General features: G+C 31.8%; 25 protein-coding genes and 2 tRNA genes. 9 read left to right on the forward strand and 18 right to left on the reverse strand.

The window, feature by feature from the left end; genetic code table 11:
- Positions 1 to 7: 7 nt before the first annotated feature.
- A complete protein-coding gene (locus tag ACU4C5_RS05900) occupies positions 8 to 679 on the reverse strand; it encodes an SCO family protein (RefSeq protein ID WP_446846133.1) in 672 nt (223 codons plus the stop codon).
- Between the two features lie 220 nt (positions 680 to 899).
- Here ACU4C5_RS05900 and ACU4C5_RS05905 point away from each other — a divergent pair, with 220 nt between their 5' ends.
- From ACU4C5_RS05905 to ACU4C5_RS05920, 4 genes are all read left to right on the forward strand, one after another.
- Positions 900 to 2,837 carry a M1 family metallopeptidase gene (locus ACU4C5_RS05905; protein WP_446846134.1) on the forward strand — a complete coding sequence of 646 codons (1,938 nt, stop codon included), beginning with the start codon at positions 900 to 902 and terminating at the stop codon, positions 2,835 to 2,837.
- Positions 2,838 to 2,913: 76 nt separating this feature from the next.
- Positions 2,914 to 4,254, forward strand: coding sequence for an RIP metalloprotease RseP (rseP, locus tag ACU4C5_RS05910; protein ID WP_446846135.1), 1,341 nt, complete (start codon positions 2,914 to 2,916; stop codon positions 4,252 to 4,254).
- A gap of 73 nt (positions 4,255 to 4,327) precedes the next feature.
- A tRNA-Asn gene (locus ACU4C5_RS05915) sits at positions 4,328 to 4,401 on the forward strand.
- Positions 4,402 to 4,635: 234 nt separating this feature from the next.
- A tRNA-Asn gene (locus ACU4C5_RS05920) sits at positions 4,636 to 4,709 on the forward strand.
- A gap of 238 nt (positions 4,710 to 4,947) precedes the next feature.
- On the opposite strand, the gene ACU4C5_RS05925 is transcribed toward ACU4C5_RS05920, so the two are convergent.
- The 5 genes from ACU4C5_RS05925 to ACU4C5_RS05945 all read right to left on the reverse strand — a co-directional run bounded on the left by ACU4C5_RS05925 (position 4,948) and on the right by ACU4C5_RS05945 (position 9,637).
- Positions 4,948 to 5,430 (reverse strand): DUF4625 domain-containing protein, encoded by a 483-nt coding sequence (locus tag ACU4C5_RS05925; protein WP_446846136.1) that lies wholly within the window; start codon positions 5,428 to 5,430, stop codon positions 4,948 to 4,950.
- 55 nt (positions 5,431 to 5,485) lie between these two features.
- On the reverse strand, positions 5,486 to 6,265 hold the full coding sequence (locus ACU4C5_RS05930; RefSeq protein ID WP_446846137.1) for a DUF4625 domain-containing protein: 780 nt from the start codon (positions 6,263 to 6,265) through the stop codon (positions 5,486 to 5,488).
- Between the two features lie 52 nt (positions 6,266 to 6,317).
- Positions 6,318 to 8,687: a TonB-dependent receptor gene (locus ACU4C5_RS05935; RefSeq protein ID WP_446846138.1), complete on the reverse strand. Its 2,370-nt coding sequence runs from the start codon at positions 8,685 to 8,687 to the stop codon at positions 6,318 to 6,320.
- A gap of 233 nt (positions 8,688 to 8,920) precedes the next feature.
- The gene (locus ACU4C5_RS05940) at positions 8,921 to 9,211 is read right to left on the reverse strand and encodes a hypothetical protein (RefSeq protein WP_446846139.1); all 291 of its coding nucleotides are present in this window, start codon (positions 9,209 to 9,211) and stop codon (positions 8,921 to 8,923) included.
- Between the two features lie 39 nt (positions 9,212 to 9,250).
- Positions 9,251 to 9,637 carry a MerC domain-containing protein gene (locus tag ACU4C5_RS05945; RefSeq protein WP_446846140.1) on the reverse strand — a complete coding sequence of 129 codons (387 nt, stop codon included), beginning with the start codon at positions 9,635 to 9,637 and terminating at the stop codon, positions 9,251 to 9,253.
- Positions 9,638 to 9,762: 125 nt separating this feature from the next.
- Between ACU4C5_RS05945 and ACU4C5_RS05950 the strand changes: the two genes are divergently transcribed.
- On the forward strand, positions 9,763 to 10,137 hold the full coding sequence (locus ACU4C5_RS05950; RefSeq protein ID WP_446846141.1) for a Fur family transcriptional regulator: 375 nt from the start codon (positions 9,763 to 9,765) through the stop codon (positions 10,135 to 10,137).
- Positions 10,138 to 10,375: 238 nt separating this feature from the next.
- Here the strand turns inward: ACU4C5_RS05950 and ACU4C5_RS05955 are convergent, their stop codons facing one another.
- Positions 10,376 to 11,323: an NAD-dependent epimerase/dehydratase family protein gene (locus tag ACU4C5_RS05955; RefSeq protein WP_446846142.1), complete on the reverse strand. Its 948-nt coding sequence runs from the start codon at positions 11,321 to 11,323 to the stop codon at positions 10,376 to 10,378.
- 124 nt (positions 11,324 to 11,447) lie between these two features.
- Here ACU4C5_RS05955 and ACU4C5_RS05960 point away from each other — a divergent pair, with 124 nt between their 5' ends.
- Both ACU4C5_RS05960 and ACU4C5_RS05965 read left to right on the forward strand, forming a co-directional pair.
- The gene (locus ACU4C5_RS05960; protein ID WP_446846143.1) at positions 11,448 to 11,978 is read left to right on the forward strand and encodes a hypothetical protein; all 531 of its coding nucleotides are present in this window, start codon (positions 11,448 to 11,450) and stop codon (positions 11,976 to 11,978) included.
- A 134-nt stretch (positions 11,979 to 12,112) separates the two neighbouring features.
- A complete protein-coding gene (locus ACU4C5_RS05965; RefSeq protein WP_446846144.1) occupies positions 12,113 to 14,203 on the forward strand; it encodes a M13 family metallopeptidase in 2,091 nt (696 codons plus the stop codon).
- A gap of 70 nt (positions 14,204 to 14,273) precedes the next feature.
- On the opposite strand, the gene ACU4C5_RS05970 is transcribed toward ACU4C5_RS05965, so the two are convergent.
- The 6 genes from ACU4C5_RS05970 to ACU4C5_RS05995 form a co-directional block, all read right to left on the reverse strand.
- Positions 14,274 to 14,957, reverse strand: coding sequence for a tetratricopeptide repeat protein (locus ACU4C5_RS05970; RefSeq protein WP_446846145.1), 684 nt, complete (start codon positions 14,955 to 14,957; stop codon positions 14,274 to 14,276).
- A gap of 61 nt (positions 14,958 to 15,018) precedes the next feature.
- Positions 15,019 to 17,331, reverse strand: coding sequence for a M28 family peptidase (locus tag ACU4C5_RS05975; protein ID WP_446846146.1), 2,313 nt, complete (start codon positions 17,329 to 17,331; stop codon positions 15,019 to 15,021).
- Between the two features lie 61 nt (positions 17,332 to 17,392).
- Positions 17,393 to 17,749 (reverse strand): hypothetical protein, encoded by a 357-nt coding sequence (locus ACU4C5_RS05980; RefSeq protein ID WP_446846147.1) that lies wholly within the window; start codon positions 17,747 to 17,749, stop codon positions 17,393 to 17,395.
- Between the two features lie 340 nt (positions 17,750 to 18,089).
- A complete protein-coding gene (locus tag ACU4C5_RS05985; RefSeq protein ID WP_446846148.1) occupies positions 18,090 to 18,299 on the reverse strand; it encodes a hypothetical protein in 210 nt (69 codons plus the stop codon).
- Positions 18,300 to 18,302: 3 nt separating this feature from the next.
- Entirely contained in the window at positions 18,303 to 19,025 is a 723-nt protein-coding gene (locus ACU4C5_RS05990; protein WP_446846149.1) for an ion transporter, read from the reverse strand.
- Positions 19,026 to 19,441: 416 nt separating this feature from the next.
- Positions 19,442 to 20,314, reverse strand: a complete 873-nt coding sequence (locus ACU4C5_RS05995) for an AraC family transcriptional regulator (RefSeq protein WP_446846150.1) — start codon at positions 20,312 to 20,314, stop codon at positions 19,442 to 19,444.
- A gap of 95 nt (positions 20,315 to 20,409) precedes the next feature.
- Here ACU4C5_RS05995 and ACU4C5_RS06000 point away from each other — a divergent pair, with 95 nt between their 5' ends.
- Both ACU4C5_RS06000 and ACU4C5_RS06005 read left to right on the forward strand, forming a co-directional pair.
- Positions 20,410 to 20,760, forward strand: a complete 351-nt coding sequence (locus tag ACU4C5_RS06000; RefSeq protein WP_446846151.1) for a DUF983 domain-containing protein — start codon at positions 20,410 to 20,412, stop codon at positions 20,758 to 20,760.
- Between the two features lie 90 nt (positions 20,761 to 20,850).
- A complete protein-coding gene (locus ACU4C5_RS06005; RefSeq protein ID WP_446846152.1) occupies positions 20,851 to 21,432 on the forward strand; it encodes a hypothetical protein in 582 nt (193 codons plus the stop codon).
- 64 nt (positions 21,433 to 21,496) lie between these two features.
- Here ACU4C5_RS06005 and ACU4C5_RS06010 read toward each other — a convergent pair whose 3' ends face one another.
- The 5 genes from ACU4C5_RS06010 to ACU4C5_RS06030 form a co-directional block, all read right to left on the reverse strand.
- Entirely contained in the window at positions 21,497 to 22,153 is a 657-nt protein-coding gene (locus ACU4C5_RS06010; protein WP_446846153.1) for a peroxiredoxin-like family protein, read from the reverse strand.
- A gap of 66 nt (positions 22,154 to 22,219) precedes the next feature.
- Positions 22,220 to 22,969: a YoaK family protein gene (locus tag ACU4C5_RS06015; RefSeq protein ID WP_446846154.1), complete on the reverse strand. Its 750-nt coding sequence runs from the start codon at positions 22,967 to 22,969 to the stop codon at positions 22,220 to 22,222.
- A gap of 158 nt (positions 22,970 to 23,127) precedes the next feature.
- On the reverse strand, positions 23,128 to 24,003 hold the full coding sequence (locus tag ACU4C5_RS06020; RefSeq protein WP_446846155.1) for an aldose 1-epimerase family protein: 876 nt from the start codon (positions 24,001 to 24,003) through the stop codon (positions 23,128 to 23,130).
- 52 nt (positions 24,004 to 24,055) lie between these two features.
- Positions 24,056 to 24,568 carry a retropepsin-like aspartic protease family protein gene (locus ACU4C5_RS06025; RefSeq protein WP_446846156.1) on the reverse strand — a complete coding sequence of 171 codons (513 nt, stop codon included), beginning with the start codon at positions 24,566 to 24,568 and terminating at the stop codon, positions 24,056 to 24,058.
- Positions 24,561 to 25,097 (reverse strand): hypothetical protein, encoded by a 537-nt coding sequence (locus tag ACU4C5_RS06030; RefSeq protein WP_446846157.1) that lies wholly within the window; start codon positions 25,095 to 25,097, stop codon positions 24,561 to 24,563. Before ACU4C5_RS06030 ends, ACU4C5_RS06025 begins: the two co-directional genes overlap by 8 nt.
- Positions 25,098 to 25,103: the final 6 nt, after the last annotated feature.

Consider the following 25,103-nt stretch of genomic DNA (forward strand, 5'->3'; position numbering starts at 1 on the left):
GTTAAAACTATCTATATTCTTTTTTTAAGACTTTAATATCTTCAATTAGGCGTGTAATATCTTCTGGTTTTGTACCATCATAATACCCTCTAATTTGACGTTTTTTATCAATAAGCATAAAGTTTTCGGTATGTACCATATCATACGCATCACCGTTTCCTTCTGTTTTTACAGCCATATAACTTTTTCTGGCTAGCTCATAAATTTGCTTTTTATCACCAGTGACTAAATTCCATTTGGCATCATTAACTCCTTTTTTTAACGCATAACGTTTTAGTTGCGCTACACTATCTATTTTAGGTGTTACAGAATGAGAAAGTAACATCACATCATCATCGTTTAAAATTTCTTTTTGAATTTTATACATGTGATCGGTCATAATAGGACAAATTGTTTGGCAAGTGGTAAAAAAGAAATCTGCCACATATATTTTGTCTTTATAATCATCTTGCGTAATTGTTTTACCATTTTGGTTGGTAAGACTAAAATCTGCAATCGTGTGATATTTTTTTTGATATTGAATAGTGCTATCCACCATTTCGTCATTAACCATAGCGGGTTGGTAAACAGGTAAAACACGGTCTACTTTTAAGATATTATAAAATATAGAAATAATAATTATAGAAAGTATAGAGAAAGCTATAGCAAAGTACTTGTAATCTTTAAAAAATGATAGCATAACGGTATCGCGGAATTAATGTAGAATAATAGGTGTTTTATACTACAAAAGTACAATAGTAATATGATAATAACACTTTATTTAACATGTAAAATGTAGGTTTATGATGTAAGGAGATATTAAATTTCTGTCTAATTTAGTATAAGATACATAGGTGTGTGCAAACCTCTGGTTTTGTTTTACCTTTAATTCATTAACTTTATAAACTAAACATTGTGCTATGAAATCATTTTTACTCTCCTTTTTATGTATATTCCCTTTAGTTACTTTTGGGCAAGATTTTAATGAAACCCTAAATGATATTAGAGAATCTGAAGCAAAATCAGCATTACGAGCTATGTCAATTCAAGCCAATCTTAATACTGGTGATTATGATGTAAAATACCACCGATTAGAGTTTGATGTTGATCCGTCTAGTGCATTTCTTTCAGGAGAAGTTACCACATATTTTGAAGCTAAAAGCAATTTATCAACCGTAACTTTTGATCTTTCCGATAATATGTTGGTGAGTCAAATTTTACAACGTGGTATTCCATTAGCATTCACTCAAAATACAAATGATGAGTTAATTATTACACTCCCAACTATACAAAATACAGGTGTTTTAGATTCGTTAACCATTACATATTCAGGAAACCCAATAAGTTCTGGTTTTGGGTCGTACGAGCAAACTACGCATAATGGCGATCCTATAATTTGGACACTTTCCGAACCTTATGGCGCAAAAGGTTGGTGGCCATGTAAACAAGATTTAAATGATAAAATTGATAATATAGATGTGTATATAAAAACGCCTCAGTATAATCCTTCAAACGAAGCGTATGTTGCGGTATCAAACGGTTTAGAGCAAAGTCAGACTAATGTAGGAACAGATAAAATAACACATTTTAAACATACTTATCCAATTCCGGCTTACCTAATTGCCATGGCAGTAACTAATTATGAAGTGTATTCGCATACGGTTGCTAATAATGGAAATCCTTTTGATATTGTAAATTATGTATATCCAGAAAATTTAACTTCAGCTCAAAATAGCACAGGAGTTACGGTAGATATCATGAATTTATTCACCAATTTATTTGAAGAATATCCTTATGCCGAAGAAAAATATGGTCATGCTCAGTTTGGATGGGGTGGCGGAATGGAACACACCACGGTGTCTTTTATGGGAAGTTTTAATAGAAATTTAATTGCTCACGAATTAGCACACCAATGGTTTGGAGATAAAATTACCTGCGGAAGTTGGAAAGATATTTGGCTTAACGAAGGTTTTGCAACATATTTATCGGGATTAGTCATTGAAAACTTAGATGGAAATACAGATTTCACCACTTGGAAACAACAGCTTAACTCCTCAATCACTGCTTTGCCAAATGGCGCGGTATATTTATCTAACACCGATACTTTAAGTGTTAACAGAATTTTTAGTAGCCGATTAACTTATAATAAAGGTGCTATGGTGTTGCACATGCTTCGTAAAAAGTTAGGAGACGTTGTGTTTTTTGAAGCTTTACAAACCTATTTAATTGATCCGGATCATGCTTATGATTATGCACTTACTGAAGATTTTATTACAATAGTAGAAACTGAAAGCGGTGAAGATTTAACCGAGTTTTTTGACGATTGGTTATATAATGAAGGCTATCCAAGTTATACGGTTAGTTTATCGCAACCTTCGGCAACGTCAGTATCTATTCAATTAACGCAAACACAAAGTGGTGCTTCTGTATCCTTTTTTGAAGCGCCAGTTCCTGTAAGACTTATTGGAGTAGGAGGAGAGCAGTTAGATGTTGTGTTGAATAATACCATAAATAATCAGGTGTTTACTGAAGCAGTCACTTTTAATGTGGTGAATGTTATTTTTGATCCAGAATCTGATTTAATTTCAAAAAGTAATACGGTAACTCTAGGTCTTGATGATTTTGATATCTCAACACAAATTAGTTTATTTCCTAATCCTTCAAAAGGAGAACTCTTTATTCAAAAACCAGAAGCCATTAGTATTAGTCAGATAAACGTTTATAATGCGTTGGGGCAATTATTACTTCAGCAAAATAATAGCGAAACATTAGATGTTTCAAACTTTTCAAACGGAATGCTTTTTGTGAAACTGCAAACCAATCAGGGGATTATTGTTAAAACGGTGATAAAAAACTAGCTAATACTGTGTGTAATGTTTTTTAGATACTCCTAAAAGGTTACTTTTGTCGCCTATAATTTTTTATTACTTATACATGGATTTTATAATAAAAATATCTCAATTTCTATTGAGTCTTTCATTATTAATAGTACTTCACGAGTTGGGACATTTTATCCCTGCTAAATTATTTAAAACACGCGTAGAGAAATTCTACTTGTTTTTTGATGTTAAATATTCGCTATTTAAAACAAAAATAGGAGAAACAGTTTACGGAATTGGATGGTTGCCTTTAGGAGGTTACGTGAAAATTTCGGGAATGATAGACGAAAGTATGGACAAAGAGCAGATGGCAAAACCACCTGAACCTTGGGAATTTCGTTCAAAACCAACATGGCAACGTCTTATTATTATGCTTGGTGGAGTTACAGTAAACTTTATTTTAGCATACGTTATATATGTCTGTTTATCTTTCGCTTATGGTGATGTGGATATTACTGCAGCAAGTGTAAAAGATGGTTATACGGTTACAAACCCAGTATTAACAGATTTAGGCTTAAAAACAGGAGACAAGGTTATTGCTATTAATGGCGATAAAATTGAAACAGTTTCTCAGATTAGAAGACAAATGATCACTGCCGAAACGTTAACTATTGTAAATAATAACGAAACAAGAGAGGTGTCGCTTCCTGAAGATTTCTTAGGAAAACTTAGTACAGGAGAAAGTAAAAGCTTTTTTGGATTACGTTACCCATTTGTTGTTGCAAAAGTATCTGATTCTTCAGAAAATAAAACTGCCGATCTTAAAGCGCGTGATATTATTACCGCTATTAATGGTGAACCTTTAAAATATTTTGATGAGTTAAAACCAATTGTATTGCCATTAGCAGGACAAACGGTAAACGTATCTATTTTAAGAGACGGACAAACCTTAACCAAACAATTAAAAATTGATGCCGATGGCACCTTCGGAATTTTACCAGGAGGAGATCTTAGTGATATTGAAGCTGTAGGTTATTACGATATTATTAGAAACGAATATACATTAGGCGAAAGTTTTGGAGTTGGTATGACCAAGTTTACAGGACAAATTACAGCTTATGGTGCGCAACTTAAAAAGATTTTTACACCAAGTACTGGAGCTTATAAAGGTGTTGGAGGATTTAAAGCCATTTTTGATGTGTTTTCTAGCACATGGAGTTGGGAACACTTCTGGTCATTAACCGCATTTTTATCAATTATGTTAGGAGTTCTTAACTTATTACCAATTCCTGCACTTGATGGAGGACATGTAATGTTTTTATTATACGAAATGATTTCAGGAAGAAAACCAAGTGAAAAATTCTTAGAACGCGCACAAATGGTTGGTTTCTTTATACTTATAGCCTTAGTGTTATTTGCGAATGGAAACGATATTTTCAAGGCAATAATAAAATAGAAACTTTTTTAAAAAAAAGTTTGGAAGTAATTAAATAAAATGCATATATTTGCACTCGCAAAAGCGATAACACTCCTCCTTAGCTCAGTTGGTTAGAGCATCTGACTGTTAATCAGAGGGTCCTTAGTTCGAGCCTAAGAGGAGGAGCAAGTTAGAACAAGCCACTAGAAATAGTGGCTTTTTTTATGCTATAAAGTGAAAGTTTATCAAGAGTTAAGAACGCTTTTTAAAACCATTAGAGTTTTAATGTTTTTTAAAATTAAATGAGATGATAAGCTGTGGTGTTTTTTATGGTATCATCAACAACTAAAGTTATTTTTTTACTTTTATGTAGATAATAAATAAAATTTATATATTTGCAGTCGCAAAAAGCGATAACACTCCTCCTTAGCTCAGTTGGTTAGAGCATCTGACTGTTAATCAGAGGGTCCTTAGTTCGAGCCTAAGAGGAGGAGCAAGTTAGAATAAGCCACTAGAAATAGTGGTTTTTTTTATGGGATAAAGTGAAGTGTTTGTTGAGGTGCTTATTGTTTTATAAGATTTTGAGTTTAATAAAAGTGTCTTGGCATGATAAATAAACAGAAGCCACTATTTCTAGTGGCTTCTGTTTGCAATTATTAAAAAGGCAGTATTAGTAATTATAACTAATACTGCCAATATATATCCAATAAACTAACTCAAATTTAAAGGGTATTATTCTATGATTTTTATATCTATTGAAGTTCTACCTTGCCAACCCGTTTCGTCTGTTACAGAATATGCGCAGTGATAATCACCTGTGTCAATATCATTAGGGATGGTAACACTAATGTTTATTTCGTATAAAGTTACAGCGTTATCAATACTATAATTTTCAATAAATATAAAAGGATTGATAGCTTCTTTTATAGTTCCTAAATCACATTGTGCTCCTTGATCATCATGTGTGTGATGATCAAAATTATGATGAATATCTAAGCTATATGCGGCTAATGCTTTGTTATCTGATACTTGAGCTTTAAAAACGTAAGTTTCTCCTTTTACGAGCTCTTGGCAAGCTTGTGGAAAGCCTTCAGTATAATTTATACTAATAGTAGGTTTTTGTTCGTCTTTATCAATACTATCATCACTAGAACAAGAAGTCATTATTAATAGTATAGTTGATAATAGCCAAAAAGATGTTGTTGTAAATTTCATTTTATGAGGAATAAAACCGCATAGTTGTTAAGCTATGCGGTGTAATAATGTGTTATTATGCTGTAATATCTATATGTGTTTCATATGATTTGGTGTTTCCGTTTTCATCTTCAACAGTAAAAGTAATATGGTATTCTCCAGTAGGAGCTGTAGCAGGAATATCAATATGCTCATGAAATTCAACTTCAGTTAATTCGTGGTAACCTACCGAGAATACTTCTTCAGCATCCCATTCTACTTCACCTGCAGCAAGCGTAAGTCCATGTGCATGGATATCTACCGTAATATTATGAATACCATTTAAAGCCTCTATATAAAATTCGGCATGAAAATCTGTACCTCTAGCTGCTGTTGCGCTCACTGAATGCTCGCTTAATGTGATGTAGTCTAAAATTTCTAATTCACCTTCAATTTCTGTACTGTTTCCTAATTCATCAGTTACGGTTAACTCAACATGATATATTCCTGCAGGGATATCTGTAGGCACATCTACGTGTTCGTGAAATGTAGGATTTATAACTTGGTAGTTGCTACTTGCATATATTTCGGTAAAATCCCAGTCATACTCATTATCTCCTGGAGTTGCATTGTGTGCATGTATAGAAAGCGTAATACTACTTACAATGGCTTCAGCATTAATTTCGGCCTCTAAGTGAATATCCGATCCTTTAAAAGCTACCTGATCTGTTGAATGTACACTGCCTTCACCGTATTCGAAATTTGATATTATTGGTGCATTAAATGCTGCTGAACTTCCGTCATCATCACTACTACATGAGTTTAATAAGAGTCCGAAAAACGCAACAATTGCTAAAAGTTTAAAATTTGATTTCATAAGATTTGTTTTAAGATTTGTTTTCATGGTTTTTAATTTATTATTGATTGTTTTAAAGTTTTTGAGTTAATGAGATTGAGATATTTCTTCCAGCTTCAGGAACATCTATTAAGCGATAAAAGCTTGTGTGATCGTAATATTTAGTATTAAATACATTGTTCAGTTTGAGTCTTATTTCTAAAGGTGTATTTGTTTTTAAAAATTCTATTTGGGTAAATACAGCCATATTCAACACATTGTAACCGTTAGTTTTTTCTTCTGGAGGTACAATTTCATCTTGTGCTGCAGTAATTCTGTAATCAGTAATTAGTTGCGGTGTTTTTAAGATGAAAAAATCTTTAAATTGATAACTCGCTGAAAATAATCCCGATAATGGCGGTGAAAACGGAATGGTAAACCCTTTTTTAGGTCCGTTAATTTGTCTTGAATGCACGTATTCTGCCGAAGCATTTAATTCTAAATTATTAATGATACTTGTGCTAACTCTAAATTCGGCTCCAGCTCTAAATACTTTATTTTGAGTGTATTCGTAAATTTGTAAAGTCTCGAAATAGCTAGATGTGGGGTTTAAATAAATGAAGTTTTCAAAATAATTGACAAAAGGACTCCCACCAATACTAAAGTTTTTTGTGGTATGATCAATATCAATATCTAGTTGGTAAGATTCTTCAGGATTTAAATCTAAATTCCCTTTTTCGTAACGATACATGTGATAATTAACACCGTCTGAAGCCAATTCGTTAGCTAGAGGCATTCTAAAACTCTTTCCTATATTTATTTTGAAAGTGGTGTTTTTAAGTAGGTAACTTAACCCTGCCGATGCGCTAATGTTTCCAAAATTGAGGGTTTTATCTTGAGCTCTTTGTAGGTAAATATTAGAGGTTGTACCATCGGTATTATTTACGGTAGAAGGATACCAATCTGTATACGATTGACTCTCTACGTATCCTAAATCATATCTAATTCCTGCTAAAAGATGTAAGTTTGAGTTGATTTCAAATTGATTAAAAGCAAAAGCGCCAACGGTAAACCTGTTGTAAGCCGGTATTAAAAATCCCCATCCATCAATATTATTATCTTGATATTCTACATTAATACCAGCAACGATATGATGTTTGTTATTAGGCTGAAACGCATCTTTTATATTTAATGACAATGTGTTTTTTTGAAAACCACGCTCTTTACTGTTTGGAGGTGTTGGCATGTAGCCATGAGGAATAGGTTCAGAATGTTCTTCTCTATGATTATTTTGATACCCTAAATCAATATTTACAGTGTGTCCTCCTAAATTAATTTTGGTATTATTAGTCACTTTAAAGTGATTTACCTTATGATAAGGAAGATCTATATCTCTGTTAGAAGCATCGTAATCTATACTTGATGTTCTCACTTCTAACCCATGAGCATTTGCAAAAAAGCCGTTTTTAGCATTCACGTTACTAATGGTAGTTTCAGAGGTTATTTTATTTGAAACATACCCAAAACTAATGCTTGCGTTAGCTTCTCGACCTGCAGTATTTCTTAAATTATTATCGTGTAATTCAAAAATGTAATTCTCATAATTAATTTTATTAGTTGGTACTTTATAGTCGCCATAATCTCTATAAGTTAGTCGTGCTCTATAAAACCATTTGTCTTTTCTGGTCGTTATTCCTGCCGAAATTCCTAGTAAATCATTATTGCTTTCTCCAAGTAAATTAACATCCCCATTAAATGAGTTTTTAAGCGGAATTTTATTTTGTTGAATATCAACCACCCCAGCAATAGCATCAGAACCATAGACTAAAGAAGCAGGACCTTTTATAATTTTAATATTTTCAATGCCGTATTGGTCTATTTCTAATCCATGATCATTTCCCCATTGTTGTGCTTCGTGTTTTATGCCGTTTTGTACCACAGCAACTCTATTAAATCCTAAACCTCTAATTACAGGTTTAGATTGGCCTGAGCCAATTTTAATCGTACTTACCCCAGGAATTTTACTAAGGGTTTGCATGAGGCTGTTTTCTCTATTTTGAATAAGGAAGTCTTCGGTAACTAATTGAGAAACTATTGGCGATTCTTTATGTGTTCTTTTTTTGCTTTTTCCACTAATTTCAACTTTTTGAAGCTCAGTTGTTGCCTCTTCTAAGTAAATTTTATACACATCAATATTTGCCGATACTTTAATGGTAACCGTTTTATTAGCATAAGCTAAATGTGATATTTTAAACGTATGCGTGCCTTCGGAAACACTTTTTAGTGTAAACGTTCCTGTAGTTGATGATGTTGAATATATACCTTTACCAATAATTGTGGCACCTTCAATAGGTTGTAAAGTGTTTGCGTTTGCAACAATACCTTTTATATAAAAAGCATCTTGTGCAAAACCTATTGAGCTGAGGCTAAAACATAGCCAGAAACTCAGTGTTTTGTAAAACATAATGAGATACTATAAGATTTTAATTGTTGTTCTTAAGTGCGAACTTTAATAAAAAACCTATACCTGTTATTGCTTAATAACGTGTCTATTTCCCGTGTTTAAAGCAATTTTACTGCGTATTAGTTTACCATGCTATACTTTTAGATGATTTTAAAACGATCTAAATGCATAACTTAAAAGTGTATAGTAATTAAACTAAACATTGCTATTAATAATAAAAGGTATAGGGGGATTTATAGTGTAAAGGGAGGGGGTCTACAAAACAATTGATCATTAGCAATAGTATAAGAATTTATAAAACGGTAGTGTTTTATAGAAGGTTTACTAATGATTAATTCTGTGTTTTCAATTAAAAACTCTTGAGGGATTAGAGTTACTAGTGGGGTTGAATTATTAATAACTGCGTGATCACAAATTTCACAGTGTGTATCATTCATTTCGTCTTCATGAGTAAGCGCATGAAGACCTACCATCTTTAAAGATAGAAATAGAATAATAAAAAAATATGTGATGCTATTTTTCATTTAGTACTACTAAATTTTGAAATATGTTGAGGTGTTATTTTATTGTTTTTTGGCTTCTACTCTTAGTAGTTTCCAATTTAAATAATGTGCATAAGCCACAAAACTAGCACCTATAACAGTATTGGTTATTTCCCATATATGTGTAAAATGAAGTCTGCTTAACGCTATACATATAAATCCTAATAAAGCAAATTTTAAAGGTTTGGTTTTGTGGTGTTTACTTTTGTAACTCGGCCAAAGTGAGGTGAGTATAAATATTAAACTTAAACCAATACATGTCCATTCTATAAGCGGATTGTTTAAAAAATATAAACCACTTAAAGAAGAAAATGAAAGTAACACTGGTAATAATGCACAATGTATAGCGCAAATTAATGAGCTTGATAATGCTATAATATCTAGAGTGAAATTTTTTGATTTATTCATTTATAATCGACTTGAAAAATTATTTAACGCAACAATGTCGCGTTAGTTGGTTTTGCAAATATATTATTTATTTATAATATTGCAATGCTGTCGCAATAAATTATTGCAAATAAATCGCATTAACAATGAAAAGAAGAAATACACCTAGTAAAGACGCTGTTTTAAGTGTTATTACAAAAGCAGGACAAGCTATGAGTCAGGATGCGATAGAAGAAGCTATTTCTATTGCTATTAACCGAGCTACAATTTACCGTGTTTTAAATCGTTTTTGTGATGATGGCGTGTTGCATAAGGTTATTGCGGAAGATGGCAAGCAATATTTTGCGTTATGCGAATCTTATCATGTAAAAGCCTCTAATCATCAGCATTTTCATTTTAAATGTACGGTTTGTGATACTGTTGAGTGTCTTCCTAGTGAAGTTGATTTTTCAATTCCAGAAGGTTACCAAGTTGAAAGTGTAAATTGTATGTTAACCGGTGTTTGTAAAGCTTGTTCTTAAATTATTTTACTTTTTAAAATTGACTTAAATAAGACGTTTATATTCTTTAATAATTCTCATGGACTATCTACGGAGTATCTACGGAGTATCTACGGAGTATCTATGGAGTATCTATGGAGTATCTATGGAGTATCTATGGAGTATCTATGGAGGGCGAATGGTTATTGTTTATAATAAGCATACCACAAAAAAAAAGCCACACAAATTGTGTAGCTTTTATAAATGATTACTATCACTTTTATTTTTTCTTACTAAGGTTAGTTAGCATTTCTTCTGTCATTTTATCCAGATCAAAGGTTGGTGCCCAACCCCAATCTTGTTTTGCTTCGGTGTCGTCAATAGATTTTGGCCAGCTATCAGCAATCTCTTGTCTGAAATCTGGTGCGTAGCTAATTTCAAACTCCGGAATATGTTTTTTAATATTTTCAGCAATTTGTGTTGGTGTAAAGCTCATTGCTGCAATATTGTAAGATGATCTTATGGCTACACTTTCTTGAGGCGCTTGCATAAGTTTTACAGTTGCATTAATAGCATCATCCATAAACATCATTGGTAATTCTGTATTTTCACTTAAAAAACACTCGTATTTACCGTTTGCAATGGCTTTGTGATAAATATCTACGGCATAATCTGTAGTTCCTCCACCCGGAAGTGTTTTCCAGCTTATAATACCTGGGTATCTAATACTTCTTACATCTACATTGTATTTGTTAAAGTAATATTCACACCAGCGTTCACCTACTTGTTTTGTAATTCCGTAAACTGTTGTAGGTTCCATTACAGTGCGTTGAGGCGTATTATCTTTTGGTGTTGTTGGTCCAAAAACAGCAATACTAGATGGCCAAAACACTTTTTTAATAAACCCATCTTTAGCTAAATTTAAGATATGGAATAACGAGTCCATATTTAGGTCCCATGCTTTTACAGGATATTTTTCACCAGTAGCACTTAGCATTGCAGCCATAAGATATACCGTATCAATTTGATGTTTTTCAACACAAACTTTAACAGACGTATAATCTTGCGCATCAACAATCTCAAATGTCCCTGAGTTTACAAGGTTTACATTATTATAGTTAATATCACTTGCTACCACGTTATCTTTTCCGTGAATAGCTCTTAGTCTACCGGTAAGCTCAGACCCAATTTGCCCGCAAGCTCCAATGATTAAAATTTTAGATGACATAGTATATGTTTTTTGCAAAAGTAGGAAGAATTTAGGGGCAACAAAACAGATTTATATAAAAAAGTGATGAGCGGTTAAACAAATTAGTTTAATTATATTTACAGTCTTAAAAAGCCGCTCGATTATGAATTATTTTAAAGTGATATTACTCAGCCTTATACTGTTTACTGTATTCAATTGTAATTCAGATAAACGCCAACGTCCCGATGGTCCTCCAAGCGAAATCCAACAAGACAGTACACGTATTACGAGTAAAGACATTGCTAAATTTAAATACACAGAGTACAGATTAAGTAAAGTTGCTAAAAGAAAAATTAGTGATTGGCAACAATACCAAGAGTTAAATACACAGGTTGAATTTTTAAAAAAAGGTGATTTATCATTTTTCTCAGGAAGCGACTCTCTAGTAAAAGCATTTGTAACGGATTTAAAAACAGATGCGCCACCAATAATTAATAACTCGATTGTAAAAGCACGACTAACCGTTATTGAAACTAAATCTTTAAAACTAAATAGTCTTATTAACCTTAACGGCACCACTAAAAAAGAACTATTAACTGTAATTGAAGAACTTTTAGTGACAGTTTCTAATCTTAATCTTCAGATTAATAAGAAGTTTGAGCTCGATGCTAATAATATTAATAAACCATTATAACTAATTTTAGTTTCTATTTTTGATTTACTTTACTCTTAATTTTATGTTAAGATGTAACCTTTCTTAAATGGTGGCGACCAATTAGTAATTAATTTTATATCCAATTAAATTTATACGTAATTATGAAAACCAATATGAAACAAGTATTGGCGGTATCTGCAATTGCTTTAACGACTCTAGTAGCCTGTAAAGATGATAAAAAGCCAGAAACTGCTGCCACTGAAACCGTAGCTGAAACTATTCCAGGGATTAATTTAGATTACATGGACAAAAACGTCAAAGCGAATGACGATTTTTTTAGACATGTAAACGGTACATGGTTAGACGAAAACAAAATACCAAGTGATAGAACACGTTGGGGAAGTTTTGATGAATTAAGACAAAAAACAGATAATGATGCTTTAGCCATTTTAAAAGCAGCCATGTCAACAGATAAAGACCTTAAAAAAATTGAGGTATTACCAGGATCAGACCAAGAAAAAGCGGTGCAGTTATTCCAAACCATTATGGATACGGTAACTAGAAACCAACAAGGTATTGCTCCTATAAAAGCAGATTTAGCTAAAATTGACGCCATTAAAAATAGCAACGATTTACAAGCCTTTTTAATTGAAGCACAAGCTACAGGTGGTGCAGGATTTTTTGGATTTGGCGTTGGCTCTCATCCTAAAAACAGTAGTATTAACGCTGGATATTTAGGTGGCGGACAATTAGGATTAAGTCGTGATTACTATGTAGATCAAGATGCCGATACTAAAGAGAAATTAGAAAAATATCGCGCACACATTGCACGTATGTTAACATTTATTGGCGATACTGAAGCTGAAGCGAAAGCTAATGCAGATGATGTTTTAGCTTTTGAAACTCGTATGGCAACGCCAAGAATGACAAAAGAAGAACGTAGAGATGCACGTAAGCGTTTTAACCCAAAAGCAATTAAAGATTTAAAAGACCTAACACCAGCTGTCAACTGGGAAGCTTATTTTGCAGGTATTGGTGCTAAAAGTTTAGATACCGTTATCGTTTCAGATCCTGGATACTTTAAAGCTTTAAACACTATTTTAAGTGAAAACAAAGTGGCTTCATGGAAAAACTATTTACGTTGGACACTTATTGATGGTTCAGCAGGATTATTAAGTACAGAAATAGGACAAGCTAACTGGGAATTTTACAGTAAAGAATTAACAGGCGCTAAAGAACAACGTCCTGCCGAAGAACGTGCCTTAGCAACCATTAACGGAACTGTTGGTGAAGCTTTAGGTAAATTATATGTAGATGAAATGTTTCCTCCGGAAGCTAAAGCGAAAGCTGAAAAAATGATTAAAAATATCATGTTAGCTTTTGAAAATAGAATTCAGAATTTAGAATGGATGACTCCTGAAACTAAATTGAAAGCTATTGAGAAACTTCAGAAAATGAATGTTAAAATCGCTTATCCAGATGAGTGGAAAGACTATTCTGAATTACAAGTAAAAAGTGTTGCCGATGGTGGATCATATTATGAAAATATGAGCAACTATGCAAAATGGAGCTTTAACGATGAGTTAAACAAATTAGGAAAAGCAGTAGATAAAAGTGAATGGTTAATGGCACCGCAAGTTGTGAACGCCTACTTTATGCCTCCTTATAACGAGATTGTATTTCCTGCAGCGATATTACAACCGCCTTTTTATAACTATAAAGCTGATGCTGCTGTAAATTATGGTGGAATTGGAGCCGTTATTGGACATGAGATTTCTCACTGTTTTGATGATTCTGGATCTAGATATGATGCTGATGGAAACTTAAATAACTGGTGGACAGAAGACGATTTAGCACAATTTAAAGTATTAGGTGAGCAATTATCTGCACAATTTAGTGCTGTTGAAGCGTTACCAGAAACACACTTAAATGGCGATTTTACTTTAGGTGAAAATATTGGAGATTTAGGTGGTATTAACGCTGCTTACGACGGACTTCAATTATATATGAAAGAAAACGGAAGACCATCAGATATTGATGGATTCTCTCCAGAACAACGTTTATTTATGTCTTGGGCTACTATTTGGAGAACAAAAATGACAGACGATGCGTTACGTAATCAAATAAAAACAAATACACATTCTCCAGGAATGTACAGAGCGGTAATGCCACTTCAAAATTTAGATGCGTTTTACGATGCGTTTGATATTAAAGAAGGTGATGCAATGTATGTTGCACCAGAAAACAGAGTAAGAATTTGGTAATACTATTTGGTATTATAATATAAAAAAAGCAGCTGTAAAGCTGCTTTTTTGTATTTAATAAAGGTTGTTATTATTGTTTTTTGATAGATAACAAAGCGTCTTTAGTAATTTTTGCCATATTAAAATTAGGATCAATAACTAAAGCATGATTTATAATTGCCAATGCACTCTCTACGTTTTCTGTTTTGTTTTCATTGAAATTTACAAGCGCTTTTATGTATAATAAAGCAGCTTTTAATGAGGTTTCGTAAGGTTGTTGTGTTTCGTAAAACGGACGTTTCATTTCTGTAGTTACGTTAGCTAAACCGTACTCTATTGCTTTTTTAGCCCCTTCTAAATCTTGTGTTTGTACTTTTAAGTCGGCCATTTCATAAGCTAAATATGCACTTGGGTTTTTAGCAAATAATCTTTCGTATTGCTCTAAGGCTAATTTTGGCTGATTGATGGCTTTAAGCGCCAACGCTTTTACTTCGATGTTAATATCAGAATCGGTAGGGTTTTTATCAACTCCAATAGTATTTAAAGCTTCTAGGTTTCTTCCTTCAGAAACATAAACATAAGCTAAAGTATCTTTTCTGGCTTGAGATGGTGCTAAAACATCTAGATGCGTCATGGCATTTATAACGCCTTGTACATCTCCTTGTGTTTTCATTTGTTGGTAGTAAGCTTCAAAATGCTTTACTAATTCTGTTTTGGTTTGTGCGGTTATGTGGCCAGAGACCATAATAATAACTAAGAGTATGAGTTTTTTCATTGTTTGATTTTTTAAAAGCTTAAAACTATAAAAATTAACGGTATTTGGCATTAAAAGAATACTAATTATTTGATGGGACAGTTATCGTTTTTTTAATTACTACAGCATCGTTTATAATAAATGGTTTAGGTATTGTAGTTTCTGGACGTTCAGGAACGTTAAACATTGGGTCGGTTAATAGATTAAATGACGCTTCTAGAATTTTAAAAGTTGTCTTTTGTGTTTTAGGTACTGTAAATTCTAAATCCAAAAAGTTGTCTTTTGTGAGGTAATAAATTAATAAACGGTCTTGTTTTCGGTTTTCAAAAACAAACTGCTCATCTATATCTTTAGTAATTTGTACTGTATTAGCTTTGAAAGAATTAAAAGTATTTGTTGTGTCAGCAAACACTTCAATACGGTTTACTTTTCGGTTAGGTGTAATGAGTAATCGTACATGTTTTAACTCTCCAATTACGGTATCTTTTAGTATTTTAATAGTTGGTTGCTCAATTGGTTTTACCGTTGTGCTTTTACTAAAAGTCATTTCGGTTTTGTATTTACTAGCGGTTACTATTTTTTCATCTTGTAAAATTTCTGTAGGATTTTCGGTAAGATAAGCTTTGGTCCAATCATCTAATATATGATCATAAGTTGCCCAGGCTGCTGTGTTATTATCTGCATCTAACATATAAACTAAACTGTTTGGTTTTGGATGTTCAGTATTAAAAGTAGAATTGAAATGTGCCACCATAAAACTCACCAAAGCTCCTATTAATAAAGCATAGGCGATGAGGTGTTTTCTTCGGAAGAATCCTAATAAGGACATACAAAGCGAAAAAATTAAAGCCACTAATAATGTTGCAGCAATTATGGTTTTTAAGCCTAAACCTACCGGAAACATTTTTACAAATGGAGACAATATGGTAAGTGCCGGAAATAATAATAATGCTAATACAATTAGGTTAGGTTTTTTCTGTCTTACAAGTATAAAAAGACTAATAAGTGCAAAATATACCGGAATGATAAAAAAGCTTGCACCTTCTAGATACAAAGCTATAAGCGTACAAATAATAAGCCATAATACAATTGGACCAGCGGTTAAACTCGCGGTGTTTTCGGGTTTGTACACTTTATTGTAAAGCCACATACAAATTCCTGCAGAAAGCAAAGCAAATGCTAAAATATAGGTATGTCCGTTGTAGGTGAAACCATGTAGAATTTCGTTGTAATTAGGATATAATGCGGTGAGGGTTTTCCAACCGAAAAAACCAATAATTCCGTTAATAGCTAAAGCGGCAATCCCTGGAAGCATTCCAATACCTATTTGTTTGTAGCTGAGTGTATGTTTTTTTATTCCGTAAAGTACTAAAGCAATAAATAAAATTATAGCGAAAAGTAGCATTGGAAAAATCCATGTGTTGGGATAACTGATGGTTTTAAATAGTGGGACATTAAAATACACATCATCTGTTTGACTCGTTAAAGTGGTTAAATCTGCTTGACTGAAATAGGCGAGTAGTGGCATTAGATAACTTCCTTGATGCTCTAATGTTTCGCGATCTAAGCGTTCGTAATTGTCTAAAGCTGTATGGTAATCAAAATGATCGTCAATAAAGGCAAAATTAAAACCTTGTATGTTTCCGTCTTCTCTAAAATAAGTAAGATCGGTATCGTTAGGGAGTTTTTTGTATACGCTATAGGCGAGTGAATTTGTAACCGGAAACTCAGGATTTGCAGCTTTAAAACCGTCTATCATTTTACTGTTTCCGCCATTAGTTTCTGCCAGCATATAACTTGGACCTCCGCTACCACGTGCTTCAAAATTTAAGACTAAGCCAACATCTTTAGCCCATTCATGTTGATTTACAAAAACATCGGCGCCGTTAAGACCGAGTTCTTCGGCATCTGTAAGTAAGATGATGAGGTCGTTTTTGGGTGTTTTATTAGTGTTTAAAAAAGCTCTTACACCTTCTAGGATGGTGACAACTCCCGATCCAGCATCACTAGCTCCAAAAGAAGAATGCGGACTACTATCATAATGTGATAATAGTAATAATGCTTTGGTATTGTCGCTCCCTTTTACACGTGCTAAAATATTTTTGACTTGGGTAAGACTTCCCCATTTTTTATTATAACTATAGCCTTCTTGAATTTGGGTTTGTAGTCCTAATTTTTGTAATTCTTGTACAATGTAACGCATTACGTCATCATGCGTTTCGCTCCCTACATAATGTGGCGTTTTACTTATTTCTTTAAGATGCACTAAGGCGCGTTGGGTAGAAAATGTATTGTTATTGGCGTCTAATTGAGATATTTTTGAAGGCAATAATGCCGAAAAACTCCAATATATTGCGACTAGAATAAGCGCAAATGCTATAATTTTTTTAAACATAAGAAGTACGTGTTTGTTGGTCTTTTCAATTTACGAAAATATAAATTAAAACTGGACTTATTTAGTCGTCACGTTTTACGAGTGCGTAATAGTCGCCTTCTAACGGGAGATAGCCTTGGTTGTACACAAAGTAATATATGGTGCCAGCTTTGGTTGTATAAATACTTGTGTGGTAGTTAAAATCGAAGCCTTTTTCAATAAGTTTGGCGCGCGATGTTTTGGTTTTCTGTTCAGGGTTGAGGTCTTCTAGTATGCGGTAGTTTTTGCGCAGGCGGTTATTGGTATTTCTTATAAGGTTTTTACTGTCTTTATTAACTCTGTTGTTAAAGGCATTTCGGCAACCATCACTACAGAATTTTTTATCTATTCTGCCCACTATTTTTTCGTCACATTCAGGACATTGTTTTTGTGAAGCCATGGGTTTGTGTTTTTTTAAATTTAACTGCTTGTTTGTAATTTACTAAAAAAGGCTGTGATGGTGAAATATTATTATTGCGTTTTTTTATTACAATTCAATAAAAATACAATTGGTGAAATGTAGAGTAGGTTTTTCAGGATTAGTCGATTGTTTTAAATTGATTATAATAACAGTATTCGGGATTGAATTGATTATCAAATTTTTGCGTTGACATTGATAAGTATGAAATAAATTCAAAAAGGGAAATTATAGCAGGAATAAATGTAAAAGAAAAGATAAAATACATGATACCTTGACCAATTTTTTCTAAAATTAGCAAGCATTAAATTAGTTAACTCAATTAGTCTTGATGTATTTGCTTTATTTTTTGTACCTCTTTAATTGCTTTTATAATTGTACTATCAGATGGTTTAATTCTACCAGAATAATCACTAGTTCCATTAACTGTGTAAGCATTTTTACCTTTAAGTATTATGTTAGCACCTGCTCTCCCAAATTCTCTTCCAAATTGTCTTGAAGCTCCGCTAACAATATCATTAAGTATATTCATAATCTATTCCTTTTTGTTGTTTTGTTCTTCAATGTCTCTAGCTTTAGATAAAGCACTTGCAATTAATCCGGCAGGAATAGTAACAATTCCTACGCCAATTAATAGCGTGAAAAAAGTAAATATTTTACCACCGGTTGTAATTGGATACACATCTCCATAGCCTACTGTTGTTAATGTTACAATTGCCCACCAACCACTATGTATTACTGAGGTAAATACTTGAGGTTGCGCTTCGTTTTCAAAGAAGTAAATTCCTGCTGATGCTAAAAAAATAAAAATGGAAGTAATGATTAAAAATAGAATTATTTCTTCTTTTGCAATTTTAGCAGCAATATGAAATCTATTTAAAGCTTTGTTATATCGAATTAATTTTAAAGCTCTGAATATTCTAAATATTCTGAAAACTCTAAGTGCTCTTAAATCATATGCTCCTTTTAAGTAGAATGGAAAAATAGCCAAGAAATCAATAATCCCATAAAAACTAAAAATATATTTAAGAGGATGTTTTGAAACACCTATTCTTAATATGTATTCTGCTGAAAATATGATAACACAAATTAATTCAAATAGATTTAGAGTATTAATCGTGTTTTCAGAATTGTTAGGAAGTGTTTCAATTGTGAACGCTATAAGTGATAGAAATATTAAAATTTGTATGAAATAATCAAATATTTTTCCTTTTTGAGAAGTGTTATCTTCAATTATACTCCGTATTTTTTCTTTCATATATAGGTTTCTTATCAGATTTAGTAGAACGCTTTGCTCAGTTAAACTGTCCAATTCGTAAATTTTTTTGAACCCATATTTCTTAGTTTCTTCAATTTTAGGGATTTGAATTATATCGTCTTTTTACACGAAAGTCAAATTGAAAAAGCAAAGTAAAAATATGGATTCAATTATGAGTAATGGGTTGATTATAAAAGATCAAAAGCTTTTTTATAAAGCATAATTTGTTTTTATTATTTTGAATGAACGAAATATAATAATTTGTTTTAAAAATAATTTACGGGAAACCGTATTGGGGTAGTTTTTTTTATGTCATAAATTATATATTTTGTTATAGCTATGTACTGCAGATGATATAATACTATCTAAACTGCTATTATAGGTTTACAAACAGGATTAGTTTATTTACAAATCACTTAGAAGTATTTTTTACGAAAATCAAAAGGTGTTATTCCTGTTTTGGATTTAAAATACGTCGAAAAATAGGCATAGTCAGAGAACTGAAGCGTGTATGCTATATTTGCTAAATTGTCTTGAGAATGTACAATCAATCTTTTAGCTTCTAGAATTAGCCTTTCAGAAATTAACTGGCTTGTTGTCTTGCCTGTTGTTGTTTTTATAATTCTATTTAGATGTTTTGTAGTTATATTTAATTGATCAGCATAAAACTTTGGTAATTTTTCATTATGAAAATGTGTGTTAATTAAACTTTCTGTTTTTTCAAGAATGTTAAGGTAATGGGGGGAATTTAGTTTCTCTAAACTAATTTCAAAGGTGTATACTCTTGTTAATTCTATATAAATATTGCTTATAGCGTTAACTATTTTTAACTCTCTTAGAAGGCTTTTTTGTTGATATTCTGTATATACTTCCTCAAATTTGGAGTTTAATTCAGATATTTTATTTGCAGTTAATTGTAGTACTGGTGGGTTTTGATTGGAATAAAAAAAGGGAAAAGAATGTAGCTTATGTTCTAAAAACTTTAGTTCATAAAATTCTTGCGAGTGAAAAAATATATATCCTTCAGGTTGTGTCTTAAATTTCCAAAAATGTGTTTGTCCGGGTTTTAAAAAAAACACCTTTCCTGGTTTTATATTATATGAATTAAAATCAACCTCATGTATCCCTGAACCTTGAGTAAAAAGTACACATAGGTAGAAATTATGCGTATGAGGTTTGTTAATTAAACTTTTATTGAGTTGAATATGGTTTGAAAAAGAATTTACATAAACATCATTGATGGGTGCAGACTCTTTAAACTGGCTAATATTTAAAATAGGTATTTTCATAATTTATGTCCTAAAAGTACAAAAAATGGGGAATATATTATATATGTAAAAATACATGACAGTTATAATTTTGCTATCTAATAAAATATGATGTTATGAGTAAAATTATTAACGCCTTGAGTTGTAAATGCCCGAGCTGTAAAGAAGGGAAAATTTTTAAAAGTAAAGGAAATATTTTATTATTGAATATTCCTGAAATGAACGATAGGTGTGTTGTATGTGACTATAAATTTGAAAGAGAAATAGGTTTCTTTTATGGAGCTATGTTTGTGAGTTATGCGCTCGCAGCAGGACAAATGATAATAGGTCTTGTTGTTTTTTGGCATTATATGGATTTGCCACCTTTATACGTTTTTTTTATTATTGTTTTAATAATAATTATGATGAGTACTATAAATTATAGGTTAGCAAGGTCTATTTGGATTTATTTGTTTTATAGAGATTAGGCAAAAGTTTCTATTTTTTATAAATTCTTAAAAATGAGTTTCTTTTATGTATTTATTATAATAACTTAGTGAGCTACTAAAACACACATTATGAAATACATTTTACTTATTATATGTTTAAGCTTTACTCTGTTTTCTTATGCTCAAGACCGGTTAGTTTTTAAAGACGGAACTGAGAAATCGGGTAAGGTTATTGAAATTAATAAATCTAAAATTAGGTTTGTTGCTGACGGCACTACAAAGAAAAAAAGCTACAACCAAAAGGATCTTACTAAAATTATTGTTTTAGAAGATGGTAAAAGCATAGAATATTTATTTGCATCTGTACCAACTTTAGGAAATGTGTTGTTAGCCAAAATAAGTAAAGGCGGAGATGATAAAGCAAGTTTGTATGTTACACAGAGTTATATTTATAGCGGTACTGCGAGTGATGATGGTGGAATAACAAGAAGTACTTCTGGAGGAATAGTGTTGTTATATTACGCCAAAAGACCTAATGAGAAAAAGTATTATGATTTAAATTATGACGGCGCTGTAGTTAATAAATTTAAAAATAGAGCTTCTAAATATTTAAAAGACTGCCCAAAGTTAGCCACACGTATAAAAAATGGAGAATTTGGTAAATTAGATGTCAGAGCAATTTTTAAAATATATGATGAAGATTGTAACTAATTGCGAGTCGTTTATATAAATATTACTAGCGCTTATTACTCATAAGCGCTAGTAAATACTACTCTTATTTATCTAGAGTTTTAAGTACTTCTGTAATTTGAGACGGTTCGGCTCTGTTACGGTAATCGGTATCTAAAAAGGCGTATATAATTTCTCCGTTGGTATTAATAACGTAGGTTGCCGCTAGTGGAAGCTCGTTTGATGTGTCGCCATTATAAGCATTCATATCAAAAGCTTTATTATAAATTTCAGCCACATCATCCGTCAGTTTAAACACAATACCATACGTTTTTGCGATGGTATTATTGAGGTCACTTAAAACTTCAAAACCGAGTTCATTTTTTTCGGCAGTACTTATAGAATTGTCAGGAAGTTCTGGTGTTAGGGTGATTAAATTTGCGTTTTCAGCTTTAAAATTAGGTAATTCTTGTTGTAATTGGCGTAAAGTTAAGTTGCAATATGGGCACCAACCACCGCGATACCAAGTTAGTACTACAGGTCCTTTTTTTAGATATTCAGATAATGTTACAGCATCACCTGTTGCATTATTAAGGGTGAAATCTGGTGCTTTATCTCCTGTTTGTTTTGCTGTTTTTAAGATGTTAGTATTGGTAACAGCATCAATACCATCTTTATATATTTTCTTTTTGGTAGCGTCTGCATTACGGTTAAAATCTTCTTTTTTTTGATCTAATATATCTTTTAATGATGATGTAGCCATTTTACTATGTGTTTTAGATTATGTGTACTTTTTTTGTCTGTTTTTTTTTAAAAACATTACAGATTGTTATTGTGCATTACTCTTTTTTTGTTGCGAATATTTTCTTTTTGTTCGAATTAATTGATATCTCAAATCATCATAAAATAGACTAATTAATAAACTGATGGCTCCAAGAATTAGAGTATTCAACTTTAAGTTAAGTTTTGAGTAAAGAAATCCAGCTATTAATCCTCCAAGAAAGAAGAAGCAAATTATAAAAATGCGCAGTTTTATAGTGGCCTTTATTTTCTCTCTATGTTGTTTAAATTCAGGAAAAAATAGTTGCGATAATTCAATTCCTAAATCTGTAAATAGCCCAGTAAGATGCGTTGTTCTTACTACAGCATTTGAAATTTTTGTAACAAAAGAATTTTGAAGTCCCATTGCAAAAAGTAAGGCACAAATAATTAGATTTGGATATGTGATTTCACCAAAGTTACTTGTTATTGAGATGGTAATTAAAACTACACATTCAATAATTGTTGGTAATACATAAACATTAAGTCTTTTGTTTTTTTTGAACTTTTCAATTAGAAAACTTGATAAAAAAGAGCCAAAAAGAAAGGAAAAAATATATAGAAAATAAACTGTTCCCTTCCAAACATCTAGATTAGCAACATCACTAATAAAAAGCGCAAAATGCCCAGTTACATTTGTGGTTAATTGTTTGAAAGCTAGAAATCCCGTGATATTTACAATTCCAGCTACAAATGATAAAATTGTAGCAATTTGTAGGTTATGTTTTAACGTTCTGCTTTTACCTTGATGTCTAAACATTTTCTCTTATTTAGGTGCCTTTTTTAAAATCTCACAGTATATTTTTGTGTTATAAATACATGGTGATTTAAAGCCTCTAATTTAGTAAATAAAACTCGAACAGCTTTAAAGAAACTGTAAGGATACCTATTGTTTTTTGTGCTGCGGAAGCATTAAAATCACTCAATTTCAGTTTCGATAGCTATCGAAAACTTAGTATCTGGTTCAATGGTTTTATAAGTTGATTTTTCTGTTATCTGTACAGATTCATCTTCTGAATCTGGAAGCCCTAGCCAAGGTTCAATACATACATAATCTGCTTTTGGTTTAGACCATAACGCTAAATTTGGATATCCTTTAAACGTCACTACCACACCTTTTTTCTCGTCTTTTTTACGGAGTCTTACCCAGTTGCATTCAATATTAGGAAATATCAAAGCATCGTCATTAAATAACGTGTCTGAAAGTGGGAGTACACCTTTATTGGTTTCAATGTAGCGTGTGTGTTGAGATAATAATCCACTGTCTCCTAATGTGCTAGATTTAAGCGGAAATTGCGTAGGAAACTCAATAACATAATCCGATAATTTTGTGTTTTCAGATAACGGACAAGCGTAAGCTGTGTGACCTCCACAGGCAAATTGCATAGGAGCAATGTCTCGGTTTTCAATAGTGTAATTCATTATTAAACGTTTTTCGATAAGTGTAAATGTTACCGAAAACGTAAATGCGTAAGGATATTTTTTAAAAGTTTCAGAAGAACTATTCAATGTAAAAGTACATTCCGAAGTATTATTTTTCTGAAAACTAAGTGTGTCATTATTTCTAATAATACCGTGTTTTGTCATTGCGTAATCGGTGTTATTATACACAATTTTATCGGCTTTAATTTTTCCAATTGCAGGAAATAATACGGGTGAACTACTTCCCCATATTGATGTATTTATTTGCCAGATATACTCTTTTCCTGTTGCTTTATCTTTTAGTGAACGTATTTCTGCACCATTAGAATCAATGGTACAAATTAGGTTGTCGTTTTCTATAGTATGTAACATAATTGAATTTTTTAAACCTGTAATGTTGGTTATTCTCTTTTGTTTTGAGGAGTTATTTTGTGAGCGTTAACTCTTTCTTATCTTTATCAATATGCCAAGTTTTAAACTTGTCTAGCACATTTCTACCTAATAAATTATCGGTTTCGTTTGGCATTATTGCAATAATCACATCATTAACTTTATGGTTGCCAATTTCCATTTCAGAAACACTAATTCTATTACAAAACACATTTGAACCGTCTGCTAAATTATAATACATGCCTTCTAAATACGTAGTATTATTAGTTTTTAAAGACTTCGTTATTTGTGTTAATTCTGCTTGAGAAATGATAGTTTCACTTGCTCCAGAGTCTAAAATAAAAGTAATAGGGACATTATTGATTTCTCCTTCTATATGATAAACGCCATAATAATTAGATAATGGGATTTTGATATGTTGTAATTCTGAAAGTATATTTTTATTTAAAACTACAGCCCAAAGGCTTATCGCTAAGATGAAAAACACGATTGATATAGCAATCCATTTAAAAAAAGCAATCGGATTTCTTTTAGACGTCTTATTCATTTTCAAGAGGTGTTTTTACAACTATTTGATCAATAATAGTATCGTACCAAATGCCTTGCATTTTTCCGTCAAGAAACTTTAATAACATTTTTTGAATTCCAAATAACCATAAAAGTATAGCGGTGCAGAAATTTAAATATATGGCCGCAGCTACTACAGCGGTTGGTCTTAGTAATATGAATTTTAAAATATAAAAGTGAATCCCTAGTTTTTTATGCCTTGTAGAAATATTTCTTATGTTGAATAAAATCTTAAAAATTGTACCGTCAAAATAATATTCAATTGCGATAAATATAATTGAATAAAAGGCAAATAAAGTATAGAGAATACTATCTGGAATCGTGCTAATAAAGATAGTAATGAATTCTGATGTTCCATAAATAAGTAAACCAAAAAGACTATAATCTAATAAAAAAATTAAAGCTCTCATTCTTAGTTTTACCACTTTGTAGCTTTCTGATGGTTTTTCTAAATATTGAGTAGCCTCTATATTGAATCTTGTAAAAATATTCATTTTACTAACTTCCATTCTTTT

The organism is Lacinutrix undariae (assembly GCF_052934785.1).

What these genes read in the sequence shown, in the direction of transcription:
- ACU4C5_RS05940 (WP_446846139.1), bottom strand. Translation starts at nt 9,211, where the DNA reads ATGAAAAATAGCATCACATATTTTTTTATTATTCTATTTCTATCTTTA.
- ACU4C5_RS06000 (WP_446846151.1), top strand. Translation starts at nt 20,410, where the DNA reads ATGAGTAAAATTATTAACGCCTTGAGTTGTAAATGCCCGAGCTGTAAA.
- ACU4C5_RS06030 (WP_446846157.1), bottom strand. Translation starts at nt 25,097, where the DNA reads ATGGAAGTTAGTAAAATGAATATTTTTACAAGATTCAATATAGAGGCT.
- ACU4C5_RS05935 (WP_446846138.1), bottom strand. Translation starts at nt 8,687, where the DNA reads ATGTTTTACAAAACACTGAGTTTCTGGCTATGTTTTAGCCTCAGCTCA.
- ACU4C5_RS05930 (WP_446846137.1), bottom strand. Translation starts at nt 6,265, where the DNA reads ATGAAATCAAATTTTAAACTTTTAGCAATTGTTGCGTTTTTCGGACTC.
- ACU4C5_RS05975 (WP_446846146.1), bottom strand. Translation starts at nt 17,331, where the DNA reads ATGTTTAAAAAAATTATAGCATTTGCGCTTATTCTAGTCGCAATATAT.
- ACU4C5_RS05945 (WP_446846140.1), bottom strand. Translation starts at nt 9,637, where the DNA reads ATGAATAAATCAAAAAATTTCACTCTAGATATTATAGCATTATCAAGC.
- ACU4C5_RS05905 (WP_446846134.1), top strand. Translation starts at nt 900, where the DNA reads ATGAAATCATTTTTACTCTCCTTTTTATGTATATTCCCTTTAGTTACT.
- ACU4C5_RS06005 (WP_446846152.1), top strand. Translation starts at nt 20,851, where the DNA reads ATGAAATACATTTTACTTATTATATGTTTAAGCTTTACTCTGTTTTCT.
- rseP (WP_446846135.1), top strand. Translation starts at nt 2,914, where the DNA reads ATGGATTTTATAATAAAAATATCTCAATTTCTATTGAGTCTTTCATTA.
- ACU4C5_RS05990 (WP_446846149.1), bottom strand. Translation starts at nt 19,025, where the DNA reads ATGAAAGAAAAAATACGGAGTATAATTGAAGATAACACTTCTCAAAAA.
- ACU4C5_RS05955 (WP_446846142.1), bottom strand. Translation starts at nt 11,323, where the DNA reads ATGTCATCTAAAATTTTAATCATTGGAGCTTGCGGGCAAATTGGGTCT.
- ACU4C5_RS06020 (WP_446846155.1), bottom strand. Translation starts at nt 24,003, where the DNA reads ATGTTACATACTATAGAAAACGACAACCTAATTTGTACCATTGATTCT.
- ACU4C5_RS05965 (WP_446846144.1), top strand. Translation starts at nt 12,113, where the DNA reads ATGAAACAAGTATTGGCGGTATCTGCAATTGCTTTAACGACTCTAGTA.
- ACU4C5_RS06025 (WP_446846156.1), bottom strand. Translation starts at nt 24,568, where the DNA reads ATGAATAAGACGTCTAAAAGAAATCCGATTGCTTTTTTTAAATGGATT.
- ACU4C5_RS05995 (WP_446846150.1), bottom strand. Translation starts at nt 20,314, where the DNA reads ATGAAAATACCTATTTTAAATATTAGCCAGTTTAAAGAGTCTGCACCC.
- ACU4C5_RS06015 (WP_446846154.1), bottom strand. Translation starts at nt 22,969, where the DNA reads ATGTTTAGACATCAAGGTAAAAGCAGAACGTTAAAACATAACCTACAA.
- ACU4C5_RS05900 (WP_446846133.1), bottom strand. Translation starts at nt 679, where the DNA reads ATGCTATCATTTTTTAAAGATTACAAGTACTTTGCTATAGCTTTCTCT.
- ACU4C5_RS05950 (WP_446846141.1), top strand. Translation starts at nt 9,763, where the DNA reads ATGAAAAGAAGAAATACACCTAGTAAAGACGCTGTTTTAAGTGTTATT.
- ACU4C5_RS05980 (WP_446846147.1), bottom strand. Translation starts at nt 17,749, where the DNA reads ATGGCTTCACAAAAACAATGTCCTGAATGTGACGAAAAAATAGTGGGC.
- ACU4C5_RS06010 (WP_446846153.1), bottom strand. Translation starts at nt 22,153, where the DNA reads ATGGCTACATCATCATTAAAAGATATATTAGATCAAAAAAAAGAAGAT.
- ACU4C5_RS05960 (WP_446846143.1), top strand. Translation starts at nt 11,448, where the DNA reads ATGAATTATTTTAAAGTGATATTACTCAGCCTTATACTGTTTACTGTA.
- ACU4C5_RS05925 (WP_446846136.1), bottom strand. Translation starts at nt 5,430, where the DNA reads ATGAAATTTACAACAACATCTTTTTGGCTATTATCAACTATACTATTA.
- ACU4C5_RS05985 (WP_446846148.1), bottom strand. Translation starts at nt 18,299, where the DNA reads ATGAATATACTTAATGATATTGTTAGCGGAGCTTCAAGACAATTTGGA.
- ACU4C5_RS05970 (WP_446846145.1), bottom strand. Translation starts at nt 14,957, where the DNA reads ATGAAAAAACTCATACTCTTAGTTATTATTATGGTCTCTGGCCACATA.